We start from the raw sequence: 18875 nt of genomic DNA on the forward strand, positions 1-18875 counted from the left end.
AAACATAACATTGTTTTTTATCAATTTAAAAATAAAAAGCACACTTCAATACCATTGACTGAAGTGTGTTGCAAAATTTAATTTAAATGCAGTGTTTTTATTAAATAACAAATGGAAGAGACTGTTCTAACTGGGATGATTGCGCAATAGTATCAACCATTGCTATAGAAGTTAATGCATCCTTTGCATGAATATAATGACTAGAATCAGTCAGTATGCAATGGTAAAAATGATTTATGAGTTTGGCATGGCTTGGACCATAATAGGATTTAGTTCCAGTTGCTTTAATATCTTCTAAGATAGGTATTTTATCTCCCTGATTATTTAAACGTGTAAGTATATTATCTTTAATAGTAAATTTTTCATTTTTAAATATAACTTGCAGTTCGACACTTGAATTACCAATACCTGCATTCGTTGCAAAATATAAACCATGGGTCCCATTTTCAAATTTGATTTGTGCAGAAGCTGTGTCTTCAACTTCAACATTGTAATCTAATAGCTGAGTAATACTTCCTTTAATCGAAATGATATCGCCGCAAAGATACTGCATCAAGTCGAGTGTATGGATAGATTGGTTTATCATAACGCCTCCACCAGCTGTTTTCATAACGCCTCTCCATGGTTTGCTAATATAGTAAGATTCAGGTCTATACCAAGTTACTACGCCCTTTATACCTATGGGACGTCCATATATACCACTTTCAACTATTTTCTTTAATTCAATCAATGTATCATTATAGCGATTTTGAAAACAAACACCAATTTTTACATTGGGGTATCGTTGTTCCAATGCTACTAATTCACGTCCTTCTTGGGTATTTAGAGCGAGTGGTTTTTCTTGAAGTACATGTACCCCTTTTTCTACGCACTTCTTAGTAGCGTAAGCGTGTAGGTAATGTGGTAAGCAAACATGTACGCAATCTAGTGATTCAGCTTCAAGCATATCGTCAATATTTGTGTAAAAACGAGAATGTTTAACTGAATGATTTAATAACGGATTGTTATCGCATATTGCAACTAATTGTGCTTTAGGATTTTGGTTAATCGCTTGAATATGAATCGAGGATATATCTCCTAATCCAATGATACCAATGTTCAACATTTTATCATCTCCATTGCTAAATAGTGACCAATCATATTATTCTTCTAAATTCATTTTATCTTGTAATAATTTATAAAATAAATTTGAGTCGACAGGTAATGATACTTCTTCCCCCAGCCAACTGGATAGATAGATTGCATTTACAAGGCTAACTCCATTAATACCATCCCTACCAGAGGCGATTAGAGGAGTGCCATCTATGATGTTGGCAGCAAAATTTTCTAACACATTGATATGTTGTTCACCCCAAACACTTTCAAATTCGATGACTTCTTGATCATAAATATCTTGAAGTTCATTGCCTTTAAAAATTTCAGAAGCTTCAGCCCACGTCATTGTATGATTTATAGAAGTTTCAGATTGTTTTAAGCGTGTAATTGTCATTTTTTTACTGTCTTCAACTAAAATTTTCCCTTTATCTCCAGTTATTTCTAAGCGATCGGTACCAATAATATCGTGTGTGCAAGTAATAAACACACCAGTAGCCCCATTACCATAATCTAAAATTGTTGTAACATCGTCATCGACTGCTATATCTCTTTGATAACCGTATTTAATATTAGCAAATACTTTTTTAGGCAATCCACATATCCATTGTAAAAGGTCAATTTGATGAGGTGCTTGATTTACTAATACGCCACCTGCTTCTTCTGTCCAAGTTGCACGCCAAGAACTTTGGTTATAATAAGCTTGAGGGCGCCACCAAGTTGTTATAATCCAGTTTGTACGTCTTATCTCACCTATTTCACCTGAGTCAATGAGTGATTTAAGTTTTTGATATAAAGGGTTTGTCCTTTGGTTAAAGAAAATTGCAGATGTTACATCTGGTTTGGTATCAGCGATTGTATTAATTTCTCTCACTTTACTTGCGTAGATATCTGCCGGTTTTTCCAATAAAGTATGAATATTTTTTGATAACGCAACTTTACCTATTTCTGTATGCAATAGATGCGGTACAGTTGTTACAATAGCATCGACATTGCCACTCTCCAACATCTCTAGATAATCATCATAAAATGGTATATCAGGATATGATGCTTTACAAATTAATTTCTTCTCTGGATCAGTATCACAGATAGCACCAATAGTTAAATTTTTCACTTTACCTTCACTAATAAACCCAGCATAAGTACTACCTTGTGCGCCAAAGCCTATAATTCCAATCCGTACATTATTCATTCCGCATTCTCCTTTGTTTCAATATCAGCTAAAATTTCCAATAGTGCATCATATTGCATCTTGTAACCTTCAGCCCCATCGTTAACAACATTTTGTATTGTGTCAGTGGAATGCTTAATTTCTAAATCTTTAATGGAATCAAATACAACAAGATGTGGCTCAAGTGTTAAGAAGCCGGTATATCCTTGGTCTATTGCCTGTTGTAATATTGATTTAATTTGCCCGTTGCCTTTCCCACAAACAACATTGGCATTATTCTCGTATACAGCGTCTTTAATATGAATATATTTAATATGGTCAGCCAACAAATCATAACAAGCTTGAGTATTTTCACCACATTGTACAAAGTTTGCAAAATCAAAAATAGCTTTGAAATGTGGCGATCCGACTTCAGTAAGTATCGTATTGCAACGCCTTGCGATATCACCATATATTTCTTTTTCATTTTCATGAAGTAGCGTAATATCGTACATTTTTGCAATGTTTGAAAATTGTTTGAGTTTGGCAATTACCTCGGCTTGATAATCATCAAAATTAGCAGTCTCTGGAATATAGAAACTAAAGATGCGTATATAGTTACATTCTAATACTTTTGCTATTTCACATAAGTTTTTTAAGCTGTGTAATTGAGATTTAAATGCTTCTTCATCATCAATGTAAATTTTACCAATTGGCGATCCAATGGAGGATACGCCAATATTGAATTTTTTTAATTTGGGTAATACATTGCTTTTAATGTTAGTTACCGAAAATTGACTGATATTGTAACCGTCTATACCTCTAAGAGAGATATAACGCATCCCTAATTTATGAACTGTAGCTAGTTGTACGTCAAAATCAGATGATATTTCATCTGAAAATCCAGATATTTCGATATTTTTTAACATAAATAATTTTGCCTTCTTTGCATTTATATAATCATAAACTAAGCATAGATATGATATTGCTGATAAATACCTTGTATAGCATATATTGCTAAAACCATGATTTATAGCCTGATGTTATTAAATAATCGCGACTAACTGTTAAACAGTTATAAGGGTCAGATCCGTATAGCTCATCTTGTTCTACAAAGAAATATTCGCTTCCGTTGTTTAACGCTGATGTGATAATATCTTTTAAGGGTAAAGTGCCTTGGCCCAATTCTGCAAATTGTGTAATCATATGTAACATATAATATATTTTTTCTTGCCCTTCTCCTGGATATTGCGTCATGTCAATTTCACCGATGCGATAATCTTTTAAATGAATCGCGCGAATACGGTTCTTATAATGAGGAATAATATCTATTGGATTTAATCCAGCTCTCCATAGCCAATGAATATCTAATTCAAAACCAAGTTGTTCTGTATGATCACGCATAATATCAAGCATAAATTTATCATCGTAGCGTACAAATTCTAAGTTATGGGCATGATAATATAAATCAATGCCTTCTTTTTTTAACTTTTTAGCATACTTTTCGCAAATGCTAGCAAATTGTAATGTTTTTTCTCTTGATCCCATATAATTAATAGGTAACATGCCTATTCTTAATATTGTACAATCAACAGCATGACAATCTGCAACAATTTTATTAAAGTTATGTTGTAAAGTATCGCCTGGGTATTTTTGAGTTGTTGATATATCTTCAACACCACAGGACATCGCCGCAATATTAATGTTAAAGTCATTAATTGCTCTTTGCATTTCAGATATATTGTGTTCTGTCATTTCTATTTGTGAAACTTCTACGGCATGATAACCTAATGTATCAATACTTCTCAAAACGTTATAAATACCTTTTTCTGCTACTTCTTGTTTGAGCATCATCATTTGTACACCTATTTGTGGTCGCATCATATAACTCACCTTTCCCTAAATAAATGATATAATATACATTATAAATTATTAGAAAATTATGAACATTGTAATTAAGGGGAAAAAGATTGTTTTTTGAGTAGGAGGAACTAAATTGTCATTCACAGGGGATTTTAATGTTAAATTAGATTCTATTTCTTTACCTAATGAAAATGAATATATTGCGTGGCATAAGATTAGTGATGGTCATTTTGGTAATGAATTACATTATCATGATCATTATGAAATATTCTTTTCATTATCTGGAAATATGCTTTACACAATAGAAGGAAGACAATACCAATTAGATGTCGGTTCAATGTTGATAATTGCACCCTATGAGTTTCATCAATTAAATGAACAAATGGATGGACACGCTGAACGTATTGGTTTAAGGTTTGATAGGAAATTATTAGCGTCTTTATCTAATTCAAATTGTCAGCTAGCTGCATGTTTTAATACACAAAATAATGATTTTAAAAGCAAATTACAATTTAAAGAATCAGAGAAACGAGAATTATACTATTTATTACAAGGATTAATTGATGAACAAGATCATCAACGTTTCGGGAAAAAATTAGCCGAGCAATCCTTACTCACCCAGTTTTTTATTATTTTAAACCGAGTGTTTCTTGAAAATACTTCTATAACTGTCATAGATGATCCAGAATCACAACTAGTGAGACAAGTATTAGATTATATGGAGTTACATTACGCTGAACCAATATCGTTAGAAGAACTGGAAAAGAAATTTTATGTGAGCAGACATAAAATCACCCAGCATTTTTCAAAATTAGTAGGATATCCACCTTATCGTTATTTAATACAGAAGAGGTTACAAAGTGCACAGTGTATGTTGAAAAATGGAGAAAGTCCTCAACAAGTTGCAGTTCTATGTGGTTTTAGTGATTATTCTAATTTTTATAGACGCTTTAAAACAACATATGGATGCAGTCCTCGGGACTATTATAAACAACATTTAATTTAATGTTGTTGCGCATTATAAAATTTAAAGGCAGTACATAGGAACGTTTTGATTTTTCTAACTCAGATTTTTAAACGTATGCTAAAGTTTTGCTTAAATTTTTAAGTGCGTTATTGGAATTTATAGTATTTCACGACATATATTTAGCAGTCTTAAGAGCTAAATAAGCTGTTATTTGTTAAATGTACACAGTCTATTATTTACTCAAGCAGTCATGTCATAAATTAGCGTCAATAGACAATGGAAGTCGATGATGATCAATATCAAAAAAGCCCTCACTTCTGGTAGAGTGAAGGCTTTTTATTAGCTATTACGGATTTAGTTATTAAAAGTAATATAATATTAAGTTAGTTGAAGGTATACACGCAAGTGATAAAGCATTAATTAATAAGACTTTTTATTAAATCATGTCTTATTATGTGTATGTAATTGAATTGAAAAATACAACGACGCTGAACGCCGTTGTATTAGGATTAATAAACTATTTTGTGTTGTGGATTAAGATTCTAATAATAAATCTTCAGGGTTTTCAATTAATTCTTTAATTGTTTTCAAGAATCCAACTGCTTCTTTTCCATCAATTATTCTGTGATCATAGCTTAATGCAATATACATCATTGGACGATTTTCAATTGTATCAGCATCTACTGCAATTGGTCGTGTAATAATTGAATGCATGCCAAGTATAGCAGCTTGGCTGCCGTTGATAATTGGGGTTGACATCATTGAGCCAAAAATACCACCATTAGTAATAGTAAATGAGCCATTGACCATGTCATCTAAACCAAGTTTTTTATCACGTGCTTTCTTAGCTAAATTAGCAATTTCGTTTTCAATTTCAGCAAAGTTTTTCTTGTCACAATCTCTAACGAAAGGTACGAGAAGACCATCCTCTGTAGAAACAGCGACACCAATATCATAATATTGTTTTGTAATCATGTCGTCACCGTCAATTTCAGCATTTACTTCAGGATATTTTTTCAATGCTGCTACTGCTGCTTTTGTAAAGAATGACATGAAGCCAAGTTTAGTACCATCATGATCTTTGATGAACTGTTCTTTTTTACGTTTACGTAAATTCATTACGTTAGTCATGTCTATTTCATTAAATGTCGTTAACATCGCTGTGTTATTTGATACTTCTAATAACTTTTTAGCAGCTGTTTTTTTACGACGAGACATTTTCTCACGTATTACAGGTTTAGTTGGATTTTGTTGTGCTGGTTTTTTAGCTTCTTCTTTAGCTGGCGCTTGCTGTGAAGCAGGTTGTTGTTGGCTTTGAGCAATATGTTCTTTTCTAACTACATCATTTGATTGAGAAGCAACTTCTGATAAATCAATGCCTTTCTCACGTGCATATTTACGTGCAGATGGAGTAGCATTAATACGCTGATTATTGTCTTGCTTAGCATCATCATTGCTTTGATTTTGCTCTTCTACTTGTTGTGATTGGGCATCATTTGAAGACGAATCATTTTTCTGTGAATCATCATTAGCTGATGATTCTGAACTATTACTTCCATTACCTTCGCCAACTACTGCGATTGCTTGTCCAACTTCAACAGTATCGCCTTCATTAGCTAGCAATTCTTGTAGAACACCTGCTTCTTCAGAAACTACTTCAACATTGACTTTGTCAGTTTCTAACTCTAAAATAGCTTCCCCTTTTTCTACACTGTCACCTTTTTGTTTTAACCATTCTGCAATGGTACCTTCTGTTATAGATTCTGCTAATTCTGGAACTTTTACCTCTGGCATGCTTGACTTCCCCCTATTTAATATTTGTACTTTGCTCTAGTATCATATTTTGAACGAGTTTGTGAATTTCGCCGTCTCCTTCGGCTGGAGCGGAACGTTGAATACGACCATGATAACTTAAGTCATATTTGTCAGTAGTTAATTCTTTTAGATACGGATAAACGAATGACCATGCGCCCTGATTTTTAGGTTCTTCTTGAACCCAAGCTACATTTTCGACATTAGGCAGTTCATTTAATAATGCTTCGACTTCAGCAACAGGGAATGGATACAATCTTTCAACTGCTACTATGAGAATAGAATCATTTGGATGTTTAGCTAGATATTCTTTTAAATCGATAAACATTTTACCGGAAGCTAAAATAACCTTTTTCACAGTGTCTTTTTCATGATTTTCTGGTAAAATCGCTTCGAATTTACCAGTAGTAAATTTGCTGATTGGATCTGCAACTGTTTTATTACGTAATAAACTCTTTGGTGACATTACAACTAAAGGTCTCATTGACTCAGTACCTAAATTCGCTGCTTGCGCACGTAATAAATGATAATAATTACTAGAACTAGATAAATTAACAATCGTCGCATTATTTTCGCCTGCAAGTTGTAAAAATCTTTCTAAACGCGCAGATGAATGTTCTGGACCTTGTCCTTCAAATGAATGTGGTAGGAATAAAGTAAGACCTGAGCGTTCGCCCCATTTAGCTCTAGAACTAAATAAGAAGTTATCAAAAATCATTTGAGCCATATTTGAAAAATCGCCATACTGGGCTTCCCATATAGTCATACAGGATTTATTTTGAACGTTATAACCATACTCAAAACCAACTACTGCAGCTTCTGATAATGGTGAATTGCGTACTTCAAAAGTCGCCTTTTGGTTTGGTACATGATGGAGAGGTACATATTTATCACCTGTATCAGGATCGTGTAATACTGCATGACGGTGACTGAAAGTACCACGTTCACTATCTTGACCAGTTAAACGAATAGGTGTGCCATTTTGTGTGATAGTAGCAAATGCTAACTGTTCTGCTTGTGCCCAATCAACTAAACCTTCTTCGCTTTCAAATGGTTCATTACGTTTTTCTAATACTTTGTTAAGTTTTTTCAACACTTTAAAATCTGATGGATATGAAAGCATCGCATCATTTATTTTCTTAAGGTTATCAAAACTTAAGTTTGTATCTTTAGTTTGTATAGGTTCAGCTAGACTTTCTGGTTTTTGCATGTCTGGGTTATCCATCTTATCGTTTTTATCAATTTTATCATGAGCAGTACGTAATGTTTTTTGAACGTCATCAAATATAGTATTCATTTGGTCTTCAGATATAATATTTTCACTTACAAGTTGTTTGCCATATAAAATATCTACAGATTCATGTTCACGTATTTCATGATATTGCAATGGGTTTGTTATGGATGGTTCATCCATTTCATTGTGTCCATAGCGACGATAACCAACTAGGTCAATGACAACATCCTTGTGGAATTCTTTTCTAAATGCCATTGCAATTTCTATAGCCTCTATAGTTGCTTCAACATTATCTGCATTGACATGCATGATAGGTACATCATACCCTTTAGCAACATCTGATGAGTATGTTGTAGAGCGACCATCATTGGGTTCAGTAGTAAAACCAATTCTATTATTTGTAATAATATGCAATGAACCACCAGTAGAATAACCATCTAGATTACCTAAATTCATTGCTTCAAAGTTAATACCTTGTCCAGGATAAGCAGCATCACCATGAATTAATATAGGCATAGATTTCTGGAATTCCGTAGAAACCTCACCAGACTGCTCCGTATTATCTTGTGTTGCACGTGTTTTACCAAGTACTACAGGTGCAACAATTTCTAAATGACTCGGATTATTAGCTAGAGATATCTGTTGTTCTATGCCGTAAGACTGAGTCGTTTTCACGCCGCCAAGATGATATTTAACATCGCCAGACCAACCAGAAGTTAATTTTAAACTTCCATCTTGTGGTAAGAATTTCATTGGATCAGTATGCATAAATTCAGAAATCATCATTTCATATGGCTTCTCTAATACATGTGTTAAGACATTTAATCTACCACGGTGAGCCATACCGATTTGAATATTTTGTATACCTTCATCACTTGCTAGCTTTAATGTTTGTTGTAGCATAGGTACTAATGTATCTACACCCTCGATAGAGAAACGTTTTGCTCCTACGAAGTTTTTGTGTAAATATTTTTCAAATCCTTCAACATGAGCTAAATTTTTAAATAGTTCAATTTTTTGTTTGTCATTTAATATTGCTTTGTATGGAGTTTCAATTCGACGTTTTAACCATACACGTTCTTTGTTGTTATTGATATGTGTATACTCAAAAGCAATTGGCCCTTTATAACGTTTTTCCATACGAACAATGGCTTCATAAGCGTTGTCATAGATATCTTTAAAATGCTCAGACACTATGCCAGCTGAGATAGACTCAAGCGTCTCTTGGTCTAAATTGAAGTCTTCAATATTTAATTTTGGAACGTGTTCTCTTGATGGTCTATTGACTGGATAAATATCTGCCAATAAATGCCCGTATTGACGAATATTATCTATCAATCTCATAACACGTTTGATAGTGCTATCACCTTTAGTCACAGTAGTTTGACCATCAGCTTTTGGTGCGATGTTAGCTTCACCGTTTTTAATTGTACTAAATAGGACTTGTAAATCTTCAGGGACTGAAGCTGGATCATTTAGATATATATCATATAAATCTAAAACATATCCAAGATTTGCCCCGAAATTTACAGGTGCCTCGGAAACCTGTTTTTCGTTGCTCATATTACACCCTCCACAAAATAGTTGAAACGCTTACAAATCAATAATATCATTAAATATCCTCAAATTAAAGTGCCAATAGCCTAGATATAAGAAAAAAGCAGCCCCTAATTTAAAATAGGACTGCTTTTTTTATCTTTTATATAATAGTGTAGGATATAATATTTAAAAATAAGCATTAAAATGTAATTTTAAACGTTGTATACTTTCCTAGTTCACTTTCTACGTGGATTGTACCATTGTTAAGTTCAATGATTTTTTTTGCTATAGATAAACCTAGTCCGTTACCACCTAGTTTACGAGAACGTGATTTATCCACCCTATAAAAGCGATCAAATATAAAATCAATGTCTTCTTTGGGAATACCTACGCCGTGATCAGTGATTTCAATAGATATTTGTTTATTTCTAAGGTTGGTTTGAATTTCTATGTGTTTATTGATTTGGTCATACTTCATTGCATTGTCTATAAAAATAATCAGTACTTGTTCTAATTGGTAACGATCAATATTTATATTAAGTGCTTTAGGATAAGCATTAAAGTCAAATGTGTAATCATAGTGAAGTTGTTCTAACGATTTTATACGCGAAGCAATTTCTTGATTAATTTCAACATTTTCCTGTTCACTTGCTGTACTATTTGTGTTGTCTTTAGTTAGCAAGAGCAATTCCTCAACCAATTTAGTTATTCTTTCCATTTCCTCTAAAGAAATATCTAATGATTCTTCTAATATAGCAGCATCTTTTTTGCCCCATCTTTGAATCAAATTCAAATGCCCTTGAATGATTTGAAGTGGTGTACGTAATTCATGTGAAGCATCTTCTACAAATTGGCGTTGTTGGTTAAATGATTCTTCTAATTGGAACATCATTGCATTAAAAGTAACAATTAAATTATCCGTTTCTTCATAATTCGTAGTGAGTTCTACTTTTTCTTGGAAACCATCTCTACGAATTTGTTGCATTTTATTCGACATCAACAATAACGGTTTTGTAATTTGTGATGAAAAAAAGTAACTAATAATAGCAGTAATAAATGTTGCAATGATTCCAAAAATGAGTGCGATAAAGTATAAAGAGTTTACAAGCATGTTGTAATCTTCTAAAGAATGAATGATTACACTATACCCTTGGAACTTTGGTGTATCTATATGTCTAGTTAATACCAAATAATTAGTATTATGGTTCTTTTTTACGGCAATATGATCTGTATCTTTTGTGGATAAATCCGGCGAAAAATTAATAGAATGATCATTAGATGTTTCAGTTATTTTGCTGCCTTGATCATTATATATAATAACTTTCTGAAAAGTACCAAGTGAAGCATTTAAGTCTAGTGGTGTGATTTCTTCAAAACGTTTTGTTTCTATAAGTTTAGCAATATCCTGAGAAGTCCGTTCTGCTTCGTTTAATTCATTGTGACGTAAAGAATTACTTAGAAAAAATATGATGATTAAACTAAAGAAAAAAATGGTTAAAAACGTAATTGTTGTAGTAATCATCATCCATTTAGTTCTTAATTTTCTTTGTTTCACTCTCTAATCACATACCCAACCCCACGAACTGTTTCAATATATTTTTCTTTACCATAGGGTCTTAGTTTATTTCTTAAATAACGGATATATACATCAACAACATTTGTCTCTACCTCACTATCATAGCCCCAGACATCTGCAATAATTTGTTCTCTTTGCAAGACATGGTTTTTGTTCTCAGCTAGTAGATATAGTAAGTCATATTCGGTTTTAGTTAGATCTAGTGATTCACTATCAACAGTAACCTTAAATGCATCTTTATCTATAATGATACCTCTAATATCAATGACATTTTTTTTCGGTTGTCGACGTAACATTGCTCTGATTCTTGCCAATAGTTCTTCAATATCAAATGGTTTAACAATATAATCATCAGCTCCATAATCTAATCCTGCTACTTTATCATAAGTGTCACTTTTGGCAGTGATAATTATTATGGGTGTGGTTTGCTTTTGCCTGATTTGCCTACATATTTCTAAGCCATTTATATTGGGAAGCATTAAATCTAAAAGTATAAGATCATAAGTATTTGATAATGCTTTTTCTAAACCAGGGCGTCCATCATATTCGATATCTACAGAATAATTTTCATGTTCTAATTCAAGTTCTATAAAACGAGCAAGATTTTGCTCATCTTCTACTATTAATATTTTAGTCATTAGCTGCACCTCAATTTCTATATTAAAGGAAAATGTATAATGTAGAAAGTCATCTGACGAAAATGTAAATATTTTGTTGATTTATAATTTTGTAATCACTTGAAATGAGAATGAATATCATTTATGATTAGAACATATCATTTGAGACCAGTGTTTATATGGTAAGAAAGACGAAATAAATAAATTTTCTCTTTCTAATTGACAATGATTCTCAATGATGTATAATGTAATTGAAAGTGATTCTCAATTCCAAACTAAGACATTCCCCCCCACACATATTTTGTTCTTAATTGGAATGATCATTTTCATAAATATCCCCTTTTATATGCCCGTAAAAGACTAACGTTGCGAGACAACGTGAAATATAAAAGCCGGTTTTACATTGTAAAATCGGCTTTTATAATAAATTTTGACACGAAAAAGCAGTTAGATGATTAATTCATCCAACTGCTTTTTTAATATGAATATTATCAATGATTCAATAGGCGTTTAACTTTGCAATTTATGCCTTAATATTAGAGACGATAAAATTACGCAAAAAGCGCCCCCAACAATTCCAGCAATAATATCAGTTGGGTAATGTACACCTAAATAGACACGAGATGAAGAAATCATGACTATAAACAGTGCTGAAATACCTATCATAAAGGCCTTTGATTTACCTTGCAATACTCGGTTTGCAATAAACATTGTACTTCCGAAGAAAGCAGCCGATCCCATTGCATGGCCACTTGGAAAACTGAAACCAGAAATATCAATTAACCTTAAAAGCGTTGGCCTTTCTCTATCAAAAACATTTTTTAATAGAGGGTTTAAAGTACTCGATAAACTCATTGCAATTGCAAAAAATAAAGCTTCTATATTTAGCCTTTTCAACATTAAATAAGCAATTAGCAATAAAGATAAGCATATCATAGCCCATACCTCGCCAATCTTTGTGACACCAAGGAAAAAGGAAGTAGTAATAAAACTTTCTGAAGAATATATAAATTCATATACTTCATTGTCTATCCATTTACCTAATCTCGATTCATGGAAGAATGCAATGATGCCAAATATTAAAGTGAAAATGATAAGTAAAGATATTCTTTTCCAACGACTCATTGCACACACCTCCAACTATTGTTGTGAATCTTTAATGATTTTATGAAATAAGTCTTGACGCGTATAACTTTCTTTATATGTTTGCATTTGCTCAACAATTGCATCACGATTCATCTCAATATCATTTAATTGTTCCATTAATTGTTGTTCAGTTAATGTATCTTCAGGGATTGTTCTGCCAAATCCTTTGCTCTCAAAATTCTTAGCGTTGTCAATTTGATCTCCACGTGATTGATCAAGACCTAATGGGATTAATAGCATCGGAATTCTAAGTGCTAAAAATTCATATATAGCGTTAGAACCTGCACGGCTAATGACAGTATCTGTAATCGCTAATAAATCTGTTAAATCATCTTTAACAAATTCAAATTGCGTATACCCTTCTTTATCAATCAATTTTTCATCTAATAAACCTTTACCTGTAAGATGGATTACTTGGTAAGATTCTAATAATGCATCTAAATTTTGACGAATAATATCATTTAATTTTTTGCTACCTAGACTTCCGCCCATAACTAATAATATTTTTTTATTATCATTAAATTTGGTTAGTTGGTAGCCTCTATTTTTATTACCTGTTTTTAAGTCTTCTCGCACAGTCGCACCCACAAAATCTGCTTTATCACTAGGTAAATATTGTAAAGTATCTTCAAAAGTTGTATATATTTTTTTAGCAAATTTTAGAGATATTTTATTGGCCAATCCAGGCGTAAGATCGGATTCATGTATGATAGTGGGTATTTTTAAAGTTTTTGCAGCAATTACAACTGGAACTGATACAAAGCCACCTTTGGAAAATAATAAATCAGGTTTCTCTTTTTTAAGTGCCTTTCGAGCATCAAAAATGCCTTTTAGAACTTTAAAGATATCTTTGATATTCTCCCATGAGATATACCGTCTTAATTTCCCACTAGAAATTGCATGGTAATGAATATTTGGCAATTGAGATTCAATCATTTCACGCTCTATGCCCTTTTTTGAACCGATATAGAAAGCTTCGTGACCTTCTTCTAAAGCTGTTGGTATTAAGCTTAAATTGACTGAGACATGTCCAACTGTCCCTCCACCGGTAAATGCGGTTTTCGTCATATTAAAACCTCTATTCTTCTAATTTTTTATAATAGGCATAAAAAGGTTCACCTTTATTATATGGGTGATAATCTATTTCTGCTTCGCCTATCTTATTAAAACCAAATTTTTTAAACAGGCCCTGAGCACGTTTGTTGATTGCAAACGTATCTGTCAACATAACATGAATTTGATCATCTAATGCTAGATTTACTGCAAAATCAAACAACTCAGAGGCAGCACCTTTATATCCTGATGCAACTGCTAGCCTATGTATAACATAGGCGTCAGTTCTATCTATTGGCCATTCTAATTTATCATACCACGCTGATTGCTGTTGGTCGACAACTATAAAAGCAATTATGTGAGAATTTTTTTCTAGTATAAATAAAGTTTCAGCAGCTATATCTTCTTCAAAATGTTCCTCTAAAGGATAATGATCGTCCCATTGATTATTATTATCTTGTTTCATAATAGCTTTAGCTTCTTCCACAATTTTCATAATGCTAGGTAAATCGTTAGTTGTTCCAATTCTTATCATTAGGGGTAGCACCTCTTGGTAATTATTGTAGTTTTTTTAAAAGTTTTTGTAGAACTGTATCTTCTTTATTTGCCTTATTAATGAGTTGTTTCGTGAATTGTTCATTTGTCTTTTTATCAAATGTACCATTAATATCTAAGTTGTTTTTCTTTTGAAAAGCCTCAATTGTAGATTCTAAATTGCTATCAAATGTCTTAGAATGATTATCTATGTTATACCCTAGTGCAGATAACCCTACTTTCATCGTTTTAACATTTTTGTTGTTATCACCCAACTTATAAGTTTTGTTATTTGGGATAACATTTAAAGATTGATAAGCAGGTTCACTTATCTTAGTATCTGGTTCGATACCTTTACCGTGAATATAGTGCGCTTTCGGTGTAAGCCACTTCATATTGGTGAATTTTAATAATGAACCATCATCGAATTCTTGGGTAGTTTGTACGATACCTTTACCAAATGTCTTAGTACCGTATACTTTTGCTTTATCATAGTCCATCATGGCTCCAGTAAATACTTCAGAGGCACTTGCAGATCCTTTATTTACAAGTATAGATACTTTCATATCTTTAGCTTCTTTTAAAGCATCATTTGACGCTTGAACTTTTTCTTTACTGTTTCCTTTTTCGAGCTGGACAACAGTATCGCCTTTTTCTATGAATATATTAGCCATTTTAACGGCTTCATCTAACAACCCACCTGGATTATTTCGTAAATCTAGAACAATTTTACGTACGCCATCTTTATGGGCTTTAATTATTGCAGATTTTAATTCTCCAGAGGTGCTATTTTGAAATTTATTTATTGTAAATACACCGATGTTGTTTTGTTTTTTATACTCTACGCTTTTTACATGGATTTTATCTCTTTTAATAGTAATATCATGAGATTGGTTGGAACGTTCTATTGTTAAGGTTACTTTTGAACCTTGTTTGCCACGTACTTTCTTAACGATAGCTTCTAAGGGTTGACCTTTGACGGATGTTCCATTCACTTTCGTAACGATATCTTTAGGTTGAAGTCCTGCTTTTTCAGCTGGAGAATGCTTCATTGGACTAGTGATTTCAATTTTATTATTTTTCTTTTGCATTTCTGCACCTATACCAACAAAATCCCCAGAAACATCTTCATTAAATGATGTCGTTTCTTTTTTAGTCATAAACTCAGAATAAGGATCATCTAAATCTTTAACCATTCCTTTTATTGCAGCTTCAGACAATTTTTCAGAGTCTGTTTTTTTATAATATTCGTTATTAAGGGTTTTATATACTTTTTCTATTTTCTTAACTTCAGTGCGTTGCTGGCTATTTAAACCACTACTCCAATTACTAAATGCAATAGTGGCGAAAATAGTTACTAACACAGTAATCATAATCGTTGCCAATAATAAGAATATAAAATGACTACGCTTAAATTTCACTTTTTTTGTAACTGGTGGTTCTTCATTTATGTCATTTTTTTCGGACATTTCATCACTTCCTAATACTTATGTAAAAATAGTTGCTGGCGCATTAAAATTAAAATAAAAGAGCAGGGATTGATCCTTATTCGATTAATCCCTGCTCCATATATGACACTTTAATATTGTAATATACTTAAAGATATATCTACAAACATGAAATGATTAAAATTTTAGCCATTCTGTATATTCTTCGTATAAATCGTCAAATACGGACATAGAAATTGTGTAGTTACTTTGCGTTTCAATATAATCAGATAAAACATGAAATTCTTTTGCATGTCTTGGAAAAGATAAATCGTCAAAGATTTCTTCTGCAAGCGTGCCTTTTTCATCCTTACGGCCTCTGACCGTTAACACAAATTGATAGAATGAATGATCTTTCATTAGTTCATTGTCACATCAACAATTTTTGTGTCGCCTTTAACTACAGAACTTACTTCAGAGACCGAAATAGATGAAGTATTGTCAGAGTTTGTAATAATAATTGGTGAAATAACTGATTTAGCATTTTCTTTAATATACTCTAAATCAAAACGTAAAATTGGATCGCCTACATTTACTGTATCGCCACTTTCAACTAATATTTCAAAACCTTCACCATCTAATTGTACAGTGTCTAAGCCAATATGAACCAATAATTCTAAACCGTTTTCAGCTTTCAAACCAATTGCATGTTTCGTTGGAAATACGTTATCTACTTTACCATCAATTGGAGAAACAACTTCTCCTTCTGTTGGATTAACTCCGAAACCTTCGCCCATCATTTTCTGTGCGAAAACTGGATCCGGAATATCTTCGATTTTTACATATTCACCTGTAATTGGTGCATAAATTGAGCTATCTTTATTAATTTCTTTACCTTTACCAAATAATTTTTTAAACATAATGTGTTCGCTCCTTATTTTTCAAAGTGTTTTTTTAATTCGCCATAACCTAATTCATCAAGCTTTTCAAACGGTATAAATTGTACTGCTGCTGAATTTATACAATATCTTAATCCGCCACTTTCTTTTGGACCATCGTTAAAGACATGTCCTAAATGACTATCAGCATCTTCTGAACGGACCTCAGTACGCACCATACCCATTGTTTTATCTACAAGTTCAACGATTTCGTCGTCATCTAATGCTTTCGAAAAACTTGGCCAACCACAATCAGATTCAAATTTTTCTTCTGAAGTAAATAAAGGCTTACCTGAAAGCTTATCTACATAAATACCTTTATCAAAGTGATTCCAATATTCATTTCTAAATGGTGGTTCAGTACCATTTTCTTGTGTTACTAAATATTCCATGTCATTTAAATCGTTTTTGTTTTTTTTAATCATTTTGTTTCCCCCAATGTTTTTCGATAAAACCTTTTCTACCTGATCCACGTTGATATTGTTCATAATGTAGTGGATTCTTTTTATAGTAGTCTTGATGATAAGACTCCGCAGGGTAAAAGTTTTTATATGGTTTTATGGGTGTTATTACAGGGCTATTAAATACATCTTGCTCATTTAATTGCTGTATTTTGGCTTCGGCAGCTTTTTTCTGATCAATGTCATGATAAAAAATTGCAGGTTCATAATGTTCGCCACGGTCAAAAAACTGACCTCCATTATCAGTTGGATCAAAAGTTTTAAAGTATACATCTAATATATTTTCAAATGAAGTTATTTCAGAGTCGTAAGTGATTTGGACAGCTTCTACATGTCCAGTTTGGTTCGTACTTACAGTTTCATAAGTGGGATTATCCACATGTCCACCACTATAGCCTGAAACAACACTTTCGATACCTGGATAAGAAGTAAATGGTTTAACTAAACACCAGAAACATCCTCCGGCTAATGTTGCATATGCCATATTAGTCCTCCTATATTTATTTTGTCATAAAGTTACCATTATTTTAAGAGATATGCTATAAAATTGATTGTATATATAATATTTAAGACTAAAGTATTAAAAAGAATGTAACTTATATAGCAAAATTGTATATTAAGATCTTAACACAACTAAACCAATAGCACCTTGACCAGTATGTGTTGTAATGACCGGTGTTGTAACATTTGTATCAAATTGCGTGAAATTGAATTCTTCAGAAAAGTGCTTTTTAACTTTATCTACAAATTCGATAATGTTAGCGTGCGCAATTCCAATAGATTTAATATTCTTGTTGCCAATAAACGTACTTATTTCTTTTTTTAGAAATTGTATACTAGCGTTCTGTGTACGTGAATTATGAACTAACTCAATCTTACCATCAACTAAAGTACCGACAGGTTTAATTTTCATCATGTTACCTATAAGACCTTTGGTTTTACTGATACGGCCACCTTTGATTAACTGGTTTAATTGGCCGATAACGACATAAAGTTTAATATTCTTCTGTAGTTCGACTAACTCAGAAATGATAGTCTCTGTTGGTAAGCCCTCATTATTCCAATCAACGATGTGTTGTATTTGATATCCTAAACCATATGAAATAGATTTAGAATCTATTACGGTAACATTGCTTTCTGTCATTTGGCTCGCTTGTAAAGCTGTTTGATAAGTTCCGCTCAGACCTGAAGTCATGTGAATACTAATAATTTCAGAGCCATCTTTCCCTAGTTCATCATATAGTTCAATAAATTTTCCAATTGCAGGTTGACTCGTCTTTACATCAGCATTGTCTTCGATTTTTTGAATATATTCTTCAGAAGAGATATCAATTTGATCAATGAACGCTTCTCCATCAATAGTTAAATTAAGTGGTACTACGTGAATATCATTTTCTCTTAAATACGATTGAGATAAATCTGAAGTAGAATCAGTTACAATTTTCTTTTTATTCATATTTTTCCTC

18 protein-coding genes are annotated in these 18875 nt (G+C 32.4%); 1 reads left to right on the forward strand and 17 read right to left on the reverse strand.

Annotated elements, in window-relative coordinates; all coding sequences use genetic code 11:
• Nucleotides 1-100: 100 nt before the first annotated feature.
• The 4 genes from BK821_RS09145 to BK821_RS09160 all read right to left on the reverse strand — a co-directional run bounded on the left by BK821_RS09145 (nucleotide 101) and on the right by BK821_RS09160 (nucleotide 4126).
• Nucleotides 101-1105: a Gfo/Idh/MocA family protein gene (locus BK821_RS09145; protein ID WP_046837432.1), complete on the reverse strand. Its 1005-nt coding sequence runs from the start codon at nucleotides 1103-1105 to the stop codon at nucleotides 101-103.
• A gap of 36 nt (nucleotides 1106-1141) precedes the next feature.
• Nucleotides 1142-2284, reverse strand: a complete 1143-nt coding sequence (locus tag BK821_RS09150) for a Gfo/Idh/MocA family protein (protein WP_071331585.1) — start codon at nucleotides 2282-2284, stop codon at nucleotides 1142-1144.
• Nucleotides 2281-3171 carry a sugar phosphate isomerase/epimerase family protein gene (locus BK821_RS09155; RefSeq protein ID WP_046837430.1) on the reverse strand — a complete coding sequence of 297 codons (891 nt, stop codon included), beginning with the start codon at nucleotides 3169-3171 and terminating at the stop codon, nucleotides 2281-2283. Before BK821_RS09155 ends, BK821_RS09150 begins: the two co-directional genes overlap by 4 nt.
• A gap of 88 nt (nucleotides 3172-3259) precedes the next feature.
• Entirely contained in the window at nucleotides 3260-4126 is an 867-nt protein-coding gene (locus BK821_RS09160) for a sugar phosphate isomerase/epimerase family protein (RefSeq protein WP_046837429.1), read from the reverse strand.
• A 112-nt stretch (nucleotides 4127-4238) separates the two neighbouring features.
• Here BK821_RS09160 and BK821_RS09165 point away from each other — a divergent pair, with 112 nt between their 5' ends.
• A complete protein-coding gene (locus tag BK821_RS09165; protein ID WP_046837428.1) occupies nucleotides 4239-5111 on the forward strand; it encodes an AraC family transcriptional regulator in 873 nt (290 codons plus the stop codon).
• A gap of 495 nt (nucleotides 5112-5606) precedes the next feature.
• Here the strand turns inward: BK821_RS09165 and sucB are convergent, their stop codons facing one another.
• The 13 genes from sucB to BK821_RS09230 form a co-directional block, all read right to left on the reverse strand.
• Nucleotides 5607-6866, reverse strand: a complete 1260-nt coding sequence (gene sucB, locus BK821_RS09170) for a dihydrolipoyllysine-residue succinyltransferase (protein WP_046837427.1) — start codon at nucleotides 6864-6866, stop codon at nucleotides 5607-5609.
• A 13-nt stretch (nucleotides 6867-6879) separates the two neighbouring features.
• Nucleotides 6880-9681, reverse strand: coding sequence for a 2-oxoglutarate dehydrogenase E1 component (locus tag BK821_RS09175; protein WP_046837426.1), 2802 nt, complete (start codon nucleotides 9679-9681; stop codon nucleotides 6880-6882).
• Between the two features lie 175 nt (nucleotides 9682-9856).
• A complete protein-coding gene (locus BK821_RS09180; protein ID WP_046837425.1) occupies nucleotides 9857-11212 on the reverse strand; it encodes a HAMP domain-containing sensor histidine kinase in 1356 nt (451 codons plus the stop codon).
• Nucleotides 11209-11871: a response regulator transcription factor gene (locus tag BK821_RS09185; RefSeq protein ID WP_046837424.1), complete on the reverse strand. Its 663-nt coding sequence runs from the start codon at nucleotides 11869-11871 to the stop codon at nucleotides 11209-11211. The genes BK821_RS09180 and BK821_RS09185 overlap by 4 nt, the downstream gene beginning before the upstream one ends.
• Before the next feature lie 489 nt (nucleotides 11872-12360).
• On the reverse strand, nucleotides 12361-12975 hold the full coding sequence (locus BK821_RS09190) for a phosphatase PAP2 family protein (RefSeq protein ID WP_046837423.1): 615 nt from the start codon (nucleotides 12973-12975) through the stop codon (nucleotides 12361-12363).
• 15 nt (nucleotides 12976-12990) lie between these two features.
• Complete coding sequence (locus tag BK821_RS09195) at nucleotides 12991-14064, reverse strand: undecaprenyldiphospho-muramoylpentapeptide beta-N-acetylglucosaminyltransferase (protein ID WP_046837422.1); 1074 nt, start codon at nucleotides 14062-14064, stop codon at nucleotides 12991-12993.
• A gap of 10 nt (nucleotides 14065-14074) precedes the next feature.
• On the reverse strand, nucleotides 14075-14584 hold the full coding sequence (locus BK821_RS09200) for a GNAT family N-acetyltransferase (RefSeq protein WP_046837421.1): 510 nt from the start codon (nucleotides 14582-14584) through the stop codon (nucleotides 14075-14077).
• A 22-nt stretch (nucleotides 14585-14606) separates the two neighbouring features.
• The gene (locus tag BK821_RS09205; protein ID WP_046837420.1) at nucleotides 14607-16052 is read right to left on the reverse strand and encodes a S41 family peptidase; all 1446 of its coding nucleotides are present in this window, start codon (nucleotides 16050-16052) and stop codon (nucleotides 14607-14609) included.
• A gap of 156 nt (nucleotides 16053-16208) precedes the next feature.
• Entirely contained in the window at nucleotides 16209-16430 is a 222-nt protein-coding gene (locus BK821_RS09210) for a YozE family protein (protein ID WP_046837419.1), read from the reverse strand.
• A complete protein-coding gene (locus BK821_RS09215) occupies nucleotides 16430-16930 on the reverse strand; it encodes a PTS sugar transporter subunit IIA (protein WP_046837418.1) in 501 nt (166 codons plus the stop codon). Before BK821_RS09215 ends, BK821_RS09210 begins: the two co-directional genes overlap by 1 nt.
• Nucleotides 16931-16944: 14 nt before the next feature.
• A complete protein-coding gene (msrB, locus tag BK821_RS09220) occupies nucleotides 16945-17373 on the reverse strand; it encodes a peptide-methionine (R)-S-oxide reductase MsrB (protein ID WP_071331586.1) in 429 nt (142 codons plus the stop codon).
• Nucleotides 17366-17893, reverse strand: coding sequence for a peptide-methionine (S)-S-oxide reductase MsrA (msrA, locus tag BK821_RS09225; protein ID WP_046837416.1), 528 nt, complete (start codon nucleotides 17891-17893; stop codon nucleotides 17366-17368). The genes msrB and msrA overlap by 8 nt, the downstream gene beginning before the upstream one ends.
• A 132-nt stretch (nucleotides 17894-18025) precedes the next feature.
• Nucleotides 18026-18865 (reverse strand): DegV family protein, encoded by an 840-nt coding sequence (locus BK821_RS09230; protein WP_046837415.1) that lies wholly within the window; start codon nucleotides 18863-18865, stop codon nucleotides 18026-18028.
• Nucleotides 18866-18875 lie beyond the last annotated feature (10 nt).

Origin of the sequence: Staphylococcus sp. LCT-H4, assembly GCF_001866145.1 — a bacterium.
GTDB classification, from domain to species: Bacteria; Bacillota; Bacilli; order Staphylococcales; family Staphylococcaceae; genus Staphylococcus; species Staphylococcus succinus.